We start from the raw sequence: 13432 nt of genomic DNA on the forward strand, positions 1-13432 counted from the left end.
AATTTCTACCAATTATTAATGATAATATATATCGATCAATCAACCAGTAAAAATCCACACAAGTTGTTCTTCATAATCTCTTAATGATCTTCTTAATGCTTCGTCAGCATCAAGCTAGGTCGGCTATATTACCCTTTCTTTTCAGAAAGTCAACTAGCAATGTTAATTTATTTTCTAACTCATTCTCAAAACTTAGATCCAACCTATTCAGCTAAATCCTTGTTTTTCAACAAGTTTTAATCAACATCACCGCCGATGGATGTGCATTCTACAGCATTCCTCCCCCAATGCAACCTCTTTTTTAAAATTTAATTATATTTTCTTAACAAGTGATTATATTTTCTACAAAATCACTCTTTTTTCACGGTTAATTCACATTTTTTGTGCAAATATACTTTAGTAAACTGCTTTCAACTCTCGCTATAATGGCGTTATTCTGTTCGTACTTACTATTTATTTAATAAGACTAATATTCAGCTTTTATTCTAGGATGTTTTTATGCAGTACTCTCAACTTATTTGGGTCAGTATGTTAAGTATTGGTTTAGCAGCACCCGCTTACGCCAAACAACCTGAGATTGCAGGCAATAAAATTGCTGACGATACTGCATTATCAACATCTGATAAGTTGTCTACCTCAAATGATAATAACCAGCCTTTAAACAACGATATTGCTAAGGCTTCACAACCAGCTTTAGAAAATTCAGTTAACACCAATGGATCTATCAAAGATTTAAAAAATTTAAAAATTGATAATTTCAAAGTCAATGCAACAGCAGCATTACCTGAAAATGAAAAAGATCCACTTCAACCTTTAAACAGACAAATCTACGCATTTAATGATGTTGTCGATCAAAATGTCTTGCGCCCTATAGCCGTGCAGTACGCTGATAAAGTTCCAGAACAAGTTAGAGATTCATTACGTGGCTTCCGAGACAATTTGGGTGAGCCATGGAATGCTGTAAATCAGGTTGCTCAAGGTCGCTTTAAACGTGCCGCACAAACGTTTGGTCGTTTTACATTAAATACAATTACAACGCTTGGTTTCGCTGATCCTGCACGTCGCTTATATCTGCCAATGGAAGATGAGGATTTTGGAACTACTCTAGGCTATTACGGTGTCCCTTCTGGTCCTTACCTCGTTCTTCCTTTTATGGGACCAAGCACCTTCCGTGATACTGTTGGTCGCGTAGTAGATAGTCAGGCACGCCCTCAAAAATATTTACTCGATGGTCATGATCGCATCTATTATAGTGACTGGGCACTTAGCGCATTAGATACACGTGCTCAACTTTTAGAGATTGAACAAGTCTTGCAAGGTGACAAGTATGCAGCAATGCGTGATGCCTACTTACAACGAAAAAACTATGTTATTGCTGAAAAACGCGGTTTAGAAACGGGTTCTGGACTATTTATTGAAGATGATTTTTCAGATGATGAATCCTTCATGGATGAATCTATCGAATCTGAATAAAAGCCATATGTAAGTTAAAGTCTAAATCTTTTGTTTTTAGACTTTAACTTGGCGTTCGATATAAGTTCGTCTAAGATAGTTTTATAAATAAAGCATTTAGGATTGATTCTTTCATCTATGTATTTCATTCAACCCACTCGTGACATCCATCTTCTAGATAGCGTTCTAGAGGCTCTGCCGAGTTTACAAATGATTCATATAGATGATCTTCATCTTTACGATTCAACCATCATTGCCATTAGTGATGTTAATGATTTTCTGCAATATAAATGGACTCTCCCTACGATCGTGATAGGTCATGCAGATGAGGGACTTCAACTCTCGCAAGCATGGGAACTTGGCGCACTCGCTGGCTGGATTTGGGACCGTCTTCCAAAAGATCTCGCAAAATCGATTGCTAAAATTGAAGCAAAATACAAACGCAATCAGGACAGCCGCGACCTGCCCTCTGCAGCTGAATTACAAAAAAAACTATTACCCAACCCAATCGACCTACTTAATTATAAAGTCGAGACTTTATTTCAACCGTCAGCTTACTTATCTGGTGATTGGTATGATTATTGGAAACTCAGTGATCGTGAAATCTTATTTTATCTCGCGGATGTTTCTGGACATGGTGTAACAAGCTCACTTCTTACCTCTTGGATGGCTGCATTTCACGGTAGATCGAAAACCCCACGAGAACTCCTCAAAAAACTTAATGGCATGCTTTTACAAGAGAACATCGAAAAGCATATTACAATGATTGCAGGCACATTGAATCTAGAGACCCACCAGCTTAAGTGGTCAAGCGCAGGGCATTACCCTCCAGCAATTATCTTTGAACCTAATCAGGATGCTCGCATCCTCAACACCAGCAGCTTTCCCTTAGGTCTTACTGAAGATCTCGAAATTGAAGAGTTTGAATGTACGTTGAATCGTGGAGCTCGTTTTATTATTTGCTCAGATGGTGCACTTGAACCTTTTGATGGTGGATTGAATGAACAATTTACACAATTGGTCTATCACTTGCAAAATCAATCATTCGAAGTTCCTGAACATGTTGCAGATGATATTGCAATACTCAGCTTCCAACGTCTAAATTAAGTTAATAATCAATAGTGTAGCTGTTTATAAATCGATCTACGACTGAAGACTACTTGAGTATCGACTTGCGCTATGTGATAATTTTAGCATCCTTTCTGCAAATGGCATTTATATGTCAACAGGTCATGTTGAATATGCAAGCTTGGATGGTACGCACATTTTCAAACTCATTGGAGAAGTGCGCGCTCAATCTTGTATAAGCCTTGATAAATTATTATCTCGGATTGAACAACAACAAAACGTCGTAGGCGCAATTGTTGATTTAACCCAAACTACATTCATAGACAGTACTGTGCTTGGAATCCTCGCAAAACTAGGATTAAAGCTCAAACAAGTGCATCAAGTTCAAGCTGTTATGTTATCTACTAACCCAGATATCACTACACTTGCGAACAGTATGGGTCTTGGTCAGGTTTTCGTAATTTTAAACTATTGCGGAGATCCGAATGTGTGCACGCGCGCTTTATTGGACGAACACATCACACATAATGCAATGCTTTCAACTGTATTAGATGCTCATCGTACATTAATGAAATTAAATGCTGATAACCAAAATATGTTCGAGCCTTTGGTTAAACAATTAGAACAACAACAAGATACCATCGATCACAGCATCTGATATTCTCTTAAGCATACTGAGCGCTTAAGGAGAACCTCATGACAACCTTACTTTCTGTCACCCAAATGAACTCCCAAAATGATATTGAAAATAACTTTCAAGTCATTGAATCATTGTTAGCAAAAAGTAAGAATCAAGGGGCCTCCTTGATCGTTTTCCCGGAGAATTTCGTTTGTTTTGCGGCAGGCAAACAGCGTGAGACTGCTGAACGATTTGAAGAAATACAATCTCGTTTAGAACAACTTGCTCATCAATATCAAATGTGGATTGTTGCTGGGACACTCCCCTGTCCTTTTCGCCCAGACGGCACCATTGTGCCAGATGGTCGTGTCAGAACAACTAGTCTTTGTATTAGCCCTGAAAAGACAGAAGCACGTTATGACAAGATTCATTTATTCGATGTTCAAGTCGGTGATGCGGTAGGTGGATATCAAGAATCTAAGTTTTTTGAACCAGGTGATCAACCCGTCATTGCTAAAACTCCATTTGGCAATATTGGTTTAATGGTCTGCTATGACCTTCGTTTTCCTGAACTTGCTTTAAAGCTGCGCGTACAAGGCGCAAATATTTTAACAGCACCTTCTGCTTTTACTTACACGACAGGTCAAATGCACTGGCAATTACTTTTACAAGCTCGTGCCATGGACAGTCAATGCCAAGTTTTAGGCTCAGCTCAACAAGGGTGGCACGGTGAAAAAAGACAAACCTGGGGTCACTCTGGTGCTGCGAATTCTCGTGGTCAATTGTTAGATATCACCTCTGAAGAAGGTGCTCAAATGATTACAGTTCCTTTTGACATCGATGAACAGAAAAAAATTAGAGAATCGATGCCATTAATTCAGCATCGTAAACTTATTCAGCTTTGACCTGCTCACACATAAAAATTGAATACCAAGCTTTACAAAATTACCGATTATCATTCCTTTTAAATCAGAGAGTATAGATATTCACCTATACTCTATCTGGAAGGAATTATGTCATTAGAAAAAGTTGTTTATACCGCACATGCAAAAGCTACTGGTGGGCGTGATGGTCGTGCTACATCATCAGATCAAATTTTAGATGTTCAGCTCGCTGTACCAAAAGAAATGGGTGGTCCCGGTGGTGGAACAAATCCAGAGCAATTATTTGCTGCTGGTTATTCTGCATGTTTCTTAGGTGCGATGAAATTTGTTGCCAACCGCGATAAATTGAAAATCACACCAGAAGCTTATATTGAAGGCGAAGTGAGTATTGGTCCTATTCCAACTGGTTTTGGAATAGCAGCCACTTTAAATATTCATCTGGAAGGCTTGGATAAAGAGGAAGCTCAAAAGCTGGTAGATGCTGCTCATATCGTTTGCCCATATTCAAATGCAACACGTGGCAATATTGATGTGACCTTGAATGTGATTGTTTGATCCAGTTGTTTCAATCCTAAAAATCACGCTGATATGCATATGCATCTCAGCTTTTTTGTGGTTATAAGTTAATTTCAACTTAGAAAAAGAAATTTTATATTAGGTGGGATCAAGTAGATTTATGTGTATCTAAAGGAATAATGACTCTTTGCCTCAGCTTGCAGTAATCAGTTCTGCAGCTTAATTTAAAGAAAAATAGTGATTTGGAGATACCTCCAGTAACTAGTTCAGTATCTCCAAAATTTCCGTCTTCAACTATATCAATTCAAAAGTACATATGTCTTTTTGACTATTACTCTTTTAATCTAGCAAGTAAACTATTTAAAAAGTATTGCTAAGTCAATTAAGGCGGGCGTTGTAATTGAGCCGATCATTGACTTCATAACACTAGGCGTCCCATTAACGGAAATAGCTGGACGTGCACGAGGAGTTGTAAGTGCTGTATCGCTATTTAGATCTATACGGTATAGGATAGAAGCACCATTATTGTTGCTTATTGCCGCTAGAGCTAATCCATTATCACCACCAGCAATATCGAAACCATCATTCAAGCTTAAGTTCACGCCAAGACTACCTAATCTCACCAATGTTCCATCATTGGGTGGAACTTGCTTCGTCAGTAACTGATTGGCCTGATCTAGATTAAATAATTCGGTGCTAAGAGCTGAAATAGGTGTTTTAAAACTGTTGGTATATGCCGCAGCGCTAATCACTGCATTTGTGATCCCATTAATTTTGCCATCTTGAATGGTTTCACCCGTATCGACATTGATTCGCAGATTTTGCCCTGAATTACTGATGACTCTTAAACGGTCAGCCGTTGGATTGAAGTCAACAGCAAACTGTGTGCCGTCTAGAGTACTAAAGTTACTACCCGTGCCTGCTTTAAGTGCAGTCACAAGTGTTGCAGCACCAGAATTTGGGTTAATGGTATACAGGTTTGCTTGATTAGTTAAACCATATAGTGTACCGGTTTTATCAGTAGCAGTACGTAATCTAAAATCAATACCTACGAATTTTTCATTGACCAATACGCCTGTAATTTTTTGTTCGGTCGTATCATTTGGACTATTGATTTCAAATCTAATTAAAGAATTATTATTGGTCAACCCAATTCCTTTTGAAGTGGTTTCTTCTGCTCGATTAAGCGCAATCCCACGAATGGAGGTTTGACGATATTCGTTAGGCAAGTCGCTTGTCTCAAAAATAGCGTTATTGGTCGTTCCGACTTGAGCAAGATTAACTTGAAATAGTTTATATGCACCCGAGACTTTTAATGCAGCAAAACCAATATTATTTATTGGGTCTATATCAAAACCACCGTTATTCGATACATCCTGACCTAAGGGTGCAGAGATACCTAATGTTCCGGCATTTGCATTTTGCAGATAAATGCGATCTGTCGAAGATTCGATACTGTATAATTTTGTACTTGCCGTTCCAGCAAAAGCATTGGTATAAGCTGCGGCACTTACTTCGGTTGTAGCATCACCAACCCGACTAATTTCTCCATCGGTGATGGTGAGACCTGTATCAACATTAACTCTTAGGTTTTGACCATCTTGACCAATAATTCTTAGACGATCCGCAGCAGGGTTGAAATTCACGCTAAGCGCATCAGGATTGGAAGTAATTTTACTAAAAGCTGCATTACCATCTGTCGTATCTGCTGGATCAGCTGTCATTTTAATAACGAATTTTGCTACTCCAGAACTTGGATTTAACGTGTAAATATTACCCAACAAACCTACTGCATATAACTTTCCATCACTTGGACGATGGTCCATTCCAACCAGTTGATCCCCAGAAACTAAACCTGAAATTTTAATATTTGAAATCAGCGAACTAGGTTGGTCATGATTGAGTGAGCTAATCATACCGTCACTGGTCAGTACCAAGAGATTACCAGTAGCATTTGTTGGAGGAATAGGCTCAGATGAATTTGAATCATTACATCCAACTAATCCGATACCACCGAGTACGGTGAGGGTGCAGATGAGTGTTTTGAGTTCCATGTATAATTTTCCTTAATTACTGATATTTGATTTTGAAGAACTTCTGATTACACGGTTCAATATGTAAAACAACTCAGCTTTGCTGAGAAACACGTCGAGGTATCTTTAGACTTGGAAAGGATCATTCTCTATAGTTAAGCATGTAGAATACATAGAAATGTAGATCTTCAAGTTCAATGTCTGTCGCATGTTAATTAACCATATGTTTTTATTATTTTTTAGTAAATATATGTTTTATAGCTATTGTTTTGTATTGTTAGATCTATTTGGTAATACTTCACAGATTTTTCACATTATGTATGAAACCAAATGCAAAATTAAATTATCACATTGCAAAATCTAAATATTACATAATCTTTAATTTTGTAAAATAATTTTAGTGAGATGTCTTACAGTAATGGCGTTTTGACATAAGATAATTCATAAATATTCCTATAATTGACCTTATAAACCTTATTCAAAATTATTTTTATTTATTAATGTAATTCATTACCTTATGCGAATACGAAATGCCCAACTATTATAATTGGGCTCTTTTGTTGAATCCTCAGCTTTCGAGCTTAATTTCAAATCAGCGCTTCTTCGTTTTATCGAGAATTATTAAATAATCTCTGAATCACTCCGCCGCTTCATTTGTTACTCGAAGTACTTCCTCTAATGTACTCTTACCTTCAAGCACCTTTCGTAACCCATCATCACGTATCGAACCTGACTGCTGACGAGCATAGTTTTCAACTTCAAACTCTGCAGCATTCCCATGAATCAGACGGCGCATTCCATCATCAACAGGGACGATTTCATAAATGGCGGTACGACCACTAAAACCTGTATGCGCACAATGTTCACATCCCTCTGGTTGAGGCAGATTGAGTGCAGTACCATCATGGACATTCTTAAAAATTTCTTTTTCAAAATCATCCGCGGCACGCCAACTATGACAATGCGAACACAAAGTACGAACCAATCGTTGCGCAATCACACCAATTAAAGAACTCGATAGAAGGAATGGCTCAATTCCCATGTCTTTTAAACGCGTCACTGCACCAATCGCAGTATTGGTATGCAACGTCGACAATACCAAGTGACCCGTCAAGGATGCTTGCACAGCAATTTCTGCGGTTTCTAAATCTCGGATCTCCCCCACCATTACCACATCTGGATCTTGACGAAGCATCGCTTTCAATGCACGCGCAAATGTCATATCCACTTTAGTGTTAACCTGAGTTTGTCCAATACCTTCAAGTTGATATTCAATTGGATCTTCCGCGGTCAAAATATTCTTAGATCCGTCATTTAAATCCGAGAGTGCAGCATAAAGTGTCGTCGTTTTACCAGAACCTGTCGGTCCGGTCACGAGAATGATACCGTGAGGACGATGCACTAATTGGGTTAATCGCTCGTAATCATCTTTCATCAGACCCAAATGGGTCATATTTAAACGACCTGCTTGCTTGTCTAAAAGACGCATTACTACGCGCTCACCATGTGAAGAGGGTAAAGTCGAAACACGGACATCCACCTCACGACCTGCCAGTCGTAAAGAGATACGACCATCCTGAGGAATTCGCTTTTCAGCAATATCAAGTTTTGCCATTACTTTAATACGTGAAACTAACAATGGGGCAAGTTCACGACGTGGTTGCACGATTTCTCGAAGTTGCCCATCAACACGTAAACGAACCGATAACTTTTTTTCAAAAGCTTCAATATGTATATCTGATGCACTCACTCGAATGGCTTCGGACAATAATGCGTTAATCAATCTAACAATCGGAGCATCGTCTTCCTGATCCATCAGATCTTCTGCTTCAGGTACTTGATCGGCTAAACTTAACAAGTCAGGATGATCTTCTAAACCAGCAGCCACTTGCTGAGACTCGCCTGTCTCGCCAGCATAACTTGAACTGAGTAACTGACTAAAATCTTGTTCAGTCGCCAATTGATATTGGGCTGTACGCCCCACGTAACGGCGTGCTTCTTGCAAAGCAACCAAAGCAGTATCTTGACGACGGACAATAAAAACTTGATCCCCTTCATAACGCAACAAAACGCCATGCTTTTTTGCAAAACTATACGGTATTTGTATTTGTTTAAGTACTTGCATAAGGGATGATAATCATGATTAAAATTACCTCGAGTGTACTCTAAGCATTTGACAGCGTGAAGACAGTTTTTTAATGAATTTATTTAAGGATATTCCCTATTGTCACTAGATCAGCAACTTGAGCAAAACCCTTCGACTTTAAGATGGTGGGGTGAGCAGCATTTTGAACTCAATCAAGTGCGTGCTTGGCAATTTGGTTCATTGCTCTTTCGACTCACTCGTGGCTTACAAGAATGGCGCATGGAGTACTACCGTCCTCAAATTCAATACGACTACGAACAAAAGTGGCAGGAAATGGATGACCCCCATTTTTCATTTCCTCGTCCAGTGCATGTAGAACGTTACATGTTCAGGGAAACTCACCCTAAAATTCAATTGATACCACGTCTTGCAGATCGATCTGTGGTGATCCGTCCTGTAGACCCAATTTACATTCCAGCTGGTCAACGTGGCACGCTTTATATTAGTACCCCTCTGTGGCTTTCAGGTTATGTCGAAAGTCAAAAGACCCCATTATTCGATATACCGGTCATTATGCCTAAAGATACATGGTTCGGACCTGATCAACGCAGTGGTGAAATGTGTTACGCCACTTCAGTTGATGGTCGAACAGAACTCAAACAACTTCGTCCACGTGCATTTCGTGCAGTCACTCCAATTGACTTTCACAATGTCAGTGGACATCAACTCCGTTTCGATCGAATGAATGTACCTGTTCCTGCCCTGCCTTTGTTTTATAGTGAAAGTACAGAGCGATTATGGACGTCACAAATTAAAGTCATTCACGAAGGGATGGATCGACCAGCACGTATTCGTATTGAAAATCGCACCCCACCATTGGCTGGTGATGTAATTTATGTCAATCCAGCACGTGCCCCAGGTAGTACTTTATTTAACATGTTTGATTCATTCTTCTAAGGGGGGCATATGGCAGATAGTCTTACCGGCACCATTGCTGATAGCCTCAAAAGTATATTTACCAATATCAATACGGATCGCCTAACTGAAATTATTATTGCGATTGTGCTTTGCTTTATTGGATTCCTTTTTGCTCGAGTCGTTTCCAATACTTTTGTGAGAACGATCGGCGCCAAATTTAATGCTCATCAGCGTTTGGTATGGCGGCGCGGTATTTTTTATTTTATTTTCCTCATCTTTGTGATGGCGAGTTTAAAAGAAGCAGGTTTTAAATTAAGTGTATTTCTAGGTGCCGCTGGTATTTTGACCGTAGCGCTGGGTTTTGCATCTCAAACCTCTGCGACGAACTTGATCAGCGGTTTATTCTTGATTGGTGAAGGTTCTTTTGAAATTGGTGACACCATTCAAATTACGTTAATTCGTGGACATACCATCGAAGGTGAAGTGATCTCCATTGATTTACTGTCTGTCAAATTACTGACTCAAGATAATGTCTATGTCCGTTTACCTAATGAGCAATTAATTCGTGCTCCCGTACACAACCTTTCTAAATTCCCGATACGGCGCATCCCCATTACACTTGCAATCAACTTTCATGAAGACATCATTAAAGTACGAGAAGTTTTATTAAAAGTGGCAAACAGCTATCCTTTAGTGTTAGCAGATCCCAAACCTGCTGTAACGGTAACCGCATTCCGTGAATCTTCAATCGAATTGTTATTCGCCATTTGGTGCCAACAGGAAAACTTTTTAAAAGTGCGTGATGAAATGCAAGAGCGGATTCGAAACGGTTTTGTTGATCACCATATTGAAATTCCTGTACCTAAAATGGGTTTTGTTGATCGCCCTCCACAACCCTCGTTAACAGATGAGGAAATAGACCAATACGCCAATGCTAAGGAAATCAAAAGAGAGCCTAAATTATAATGAATTAAGGTTAATGCTTGATCTCAGGATCAAGCATTAGTCTCTTCTACTCGATTTTGCTCTGGCGCTGGGGCGATGTACGCAATAATCAGCATCAATCCTCCCGCGCCTAAAAATGATAAAACTCGACTTAGAGTGCCGATATGGGATAAATCTAACAATACCAATTTAAAAGTCACGATCGCCAAAATACTTGCACCAAACATCCATACCACTCGATTATGGATGACAGCGGCATATTTCATCACAATGAATGCCATGACCACCCACAATAATGTCAACGCCAATTGCACTGCAGAATCTTGCCAAATGATCCACTGGTTATAAGGTGTAGCAAAATAAAAATGTAAGGCTCTAAGAAGTACATAACTACTTACCCATAGCACAGCGAGTAAGATCAAGAATGCGCCAAGTGTTCGCTCTAGCCCCATTCTGATTTGACTGCGAAGCACCTGAATAAGCACCCACAAACCAGTCAGACTGACTACATCAATAGGGTTTAAGATTGGGATAAAATATTTCCAAAAGATTTCTACCACCCAAATTTGTGAGCTGACAATCCAGCACAACAATAAAATGAGGCTGGTCTTTGTTAACCAAAGCTTATTCAAGTCTGTTGTTTTAAAAAAACTATAGCCATAAAGTATCAACGGTAGAAGGACAACTCCCATCATAGGTGACATTGAAACTACACCTACGCTGGCACAAGCTAAAGAAGCGAGTCCACCAAAGGCGATCCATTCATTTTCATACTGAGCATTTGAAATTGGTTTTAACCACAGATAGCTGAGAGCCAAACAAGCCAAGATAAACAAGCCTTGCTCACCAAATGATAGCCAGACGATGATACCTTGAGTGTATTGATCGATCAGCATAATAGCTGCGAACACTACAATAGGAATCAGCCCCAACCATTTTGGTAATAACCATGACCATGAGACTACTTGGCGCGGTTGTAAGACTAAATTAGCAGCAAAATAAATCGCAGTTGTGAATGCAAGTGTGTAGATTAATCTCATCGGTTCACTAAAAGTTTCCACACCTTGATAAAGCAGTAAAAGACTCGCAAAAAAAGAAAAAATAGACAGGAAAATTTTATCTGACAGTGTCAGCTGTTTTTGATAACGCATAACAACATTGGAGACCGCAATCGCAAGGATATAACTTAGACCTAGTAACCATGGGATGATATTTGGAATTGATGCTAACTCGATCAAATAGTATAAATACGAAAATAATCCAACTGCTAACAACGCATAACCTAATGTTCGCCCTACCCTAAACTCACGATGCAAGCCCCACATTAAAATAAGCAGTCCTTCAATGATCCACCCGATCACACTCCATGCTTGTGGAATCAAGATCGGCGGGATAAAACTTAGAAAAATAAAACCTAACATTAAATAATTTTGTTTAATCGCCGTATCAAATTTTGCGTGCTGCACAACTTTAAAAATCGCAAAGTGAGTCAATGCAAAACCTAAACACAAGGCAATTTGAACTGATGTTTGATCTAAATACATGAGATGTAAAAATGCATATGCGACCAAGGGACTGACATAAATCAATGCGGAGTCAATAATACGCTGACCTAAATGAGCCTGATTTTGATGTATAGCGAGCTGGTTAAATCTGAAACCCAACCAAATAAATACACTCGCATGTGCAATAACTAGACAGGATAAAACGAATCTCTCTGCAACACCGCCATTCAAAAAGGCATAACCACCACCGATAACAACAATGAGCAGCAACGCTATTTGAGTGAGTATTTTCCATGGATGTAATGTACAAATTACACCTACAACACTATTGACCGCTAGATAATAAGACAGTAATTGAGCTGAGGAAAAATCTGCATGAGGTAATGTGAACGGTGCAATATAAGCAACCAAAACTCCCATCTGGGAAAGCTCCACTGACCGCTGTTTTAAAATCAGTATGACCAACGACAGCATGCTCAAGCTGTAAAGCGTAATCGTATTAATGAGATTTAACAGATCATAGTGATAAGCAAATAGAATACTTAATAACAATCCCGCAAAACCCAGTCCTTGTAAAGCAAGACCAAAGCCGCGGTTTTTTTTCTGTATATGATAACCAAAGGCAACACATATGACGGCGATGACAGCAACAGCCAAAAGTTTGATTGAAAGACTTAAGGTCCAATGTTCAACCATATATCTCAATAATAAGACGACCCCAATCACTAGGACGGTAATCGCAACTTTGAGAACAGGATTACCATGAAAGATCCATCGTCTGATTTGCATCCCAAAACCCAAATCATGCTGCTGATTTGTCTGGATTCCCTCTGAATCTTGTAAAATACTTGTGGTGCTGGTCTGATCGTCTCGATCTAGTTTTATTAGCTTTTCCTGCAAAGCACCGATTTGAATTAATCGACCCTCAAGTTGTCGCAACCAGTTTAGAAAAAAATAAATCCAGAGTGTTAAACCTAATCCAACCAACCATGTCCAATCGAACAAGCTGCCAATTAGTGCAAGAAATGACGAAATATATAAGGGCAATCGTGATGTATTCTGTTTCGAATAATGAGTCTGTTGCTCAATGTTGGTAAGCGGTTTTTCAATATGATGGGCATATTGCATAACACTTATGAGGAATGCAGCAACACATAAAAACGTAATGATCGGCAACGCTAGAACCCAAGTACTGATCGCTACTATGATGAGTAGCATCAACCAAATCATTTTTATTTCACTATATTGCTTCAGCATACACATCATTCCTTTTTAGCTAGATTGATGATACCTCAGCAAGAATTAGCATTTTGCGTTTTTCATCGCATATTCTGTACACTTGATTGCAAATCTTGTATCAGCGCAACTGCTGAAAATCACGTACAATGAAAAAGTTAATTGGATTA

Annotated in this window: 10 protein-coding genes; 7 read left to right on the forward strand and 3 right to left on the reverse strand. The window is 39.1% G+C overall.

What is annotated here, in order from left to right:
- The first annotated feature begins 498 nt into the window (after positions 1-498).
- The 5 genes from AC1M83_RS07165 to AC1M83_RS07185 all read left to right on the forward strand — a co-directional run bounded on the left by AC1M83_RS07165 (position 499) and on the right by AC1M83_RS07185 (position 4578).
- Positions 499-1473, forward strand: a complete 975-nt coding sequence (locus AC1M83_RS07165) for an MlaA family lipoprotein (RefSeq protein ID WP_481590336.1) — start codon at positions 499-501, stop codon at positions 1471-1473.
- Between the two features lie 117 nt (positions 1474-1590).
- Positions 1591-2559 (forward strand): RsbU family protein phosphatase GigA, encoded by a 969-nt coding sequence (gigA, locus tag AC1M83_RS07170; protein WP_035268527.1) that lies wholly within the window; start codon positions 1591-1593, stop codon positions 2557-2559.
- Positions 2560-2671: 112 nt separating this feature from the next.
- Positions 2672-3178 (forward strand): anti-anti-sigma factor GigB, encoded by a 507-nt coding sequence (gene gigB, locus AC1M83_RS07175; protein ID WP_035268529.1) that lies wholly within the window; start codon positions 2672-2674, stop codon positions 3176-3178.
- Between the two features lie 38 nt (positions 3179-3216).
- A complete protein-coding gene (locus AC1M83_RS07180) occupies positions 3217-4044 on the forward strand; it encodes a carbon-nitrogen hydrolase family protein (RefSeq protein WP_481590337.1) in 828 nt (275 codons plus the stop codon).
- Between the two features lie 108 nt (positions 4045-4152).
- Positions 4153-4578, forward strand: a complete 426-nt coding sequence (locus tag AC1M83_RS07185) for an organic hydroperoxide resistance protein (protein ID WP_035268535.1) — start codon at positions 4153-4155, stop codon at positions 4576-4578.
- 317 nt (positions 4579-4895) lie between these two features.
- Here AC1M83_RS07185 and AC1M83_RS07190 read toward each other — a convergent pair whose 3' ends face one another.
- Complete coding sequence (locus AC1M83_RS07190; RefSeq protein ID WP_481590338.1) at positions 4896-6593, reverse strand: DUF4394 domain-containing protein; 1698 nt, start codon at positions 6591-6593, stop codon at positions 4896-4898.
- Positions 6594-7209: 616 nt separating this feature from the next.
- Positions 7210-8697, reverse strand: coding sequence for a type II secretion system ATPase GspE (gene gspE / locus AC1M83_RS07195; protein WP_035268540.1), 1488 nt, complete (start codon positions 8695-8697; stop codon positions 7210-7212).
- A gap of 99 nt (positions 8698-8796) precedes the next feature.
- Here gspE and AC1M83_RS07200 point away from each other — a divergent pair, with 99 nt between their 5' ends.
- Both AC1M83_RS07200 and AC1M83_RS07205 read left to right on the forward strand, forming a co-directional pair.
- Positions 8797-9615: a hypothetical protein gene (locus AC1M83_RS07200; protein WP_481590339.1), complete on the forward strand. Its 819-nt coding sequence runs from the start codon at positions 8797-8799 to the stop codon at positions 9613-9615.
- A gap of 9 nt (positions 9616-9624) precedes the next feature.
- The gene (locus AC1M83_RS07205; RefSeq protein ID WP_035268545.1) at positions 9625-10542 is read left to right on the forward strand and encodes a mechanosensitive ion channel family protein; all 918 of its coding nucleotides are present in this window, start codon (positions 9625-9627) and stop codon (positions 10540-10542) included.
- 29 nt (positions 10543-10571) lie between these two features.
- Here the strand turns inward: AC1M83_RS07205 and AC1M83_RS07210 are convergent, their stop codons facing one another.
- Positions 10572-13283: a DUF2339 domain-containing protein gene (locus tag AC1M83_RS07210; protein ID WP_481590340.1), complete on the reverse strand. Its 2712-nt coding sequence runs from the start codon at positions 13281-13283 to the stop codon at positions 10572-10574.
- Positions 13284-13432: the final 149 nt, after the last annotated feature.

It is taken from the genome of Acinetobacter sp. 25-47-130 (assembly GCF_056779705.1).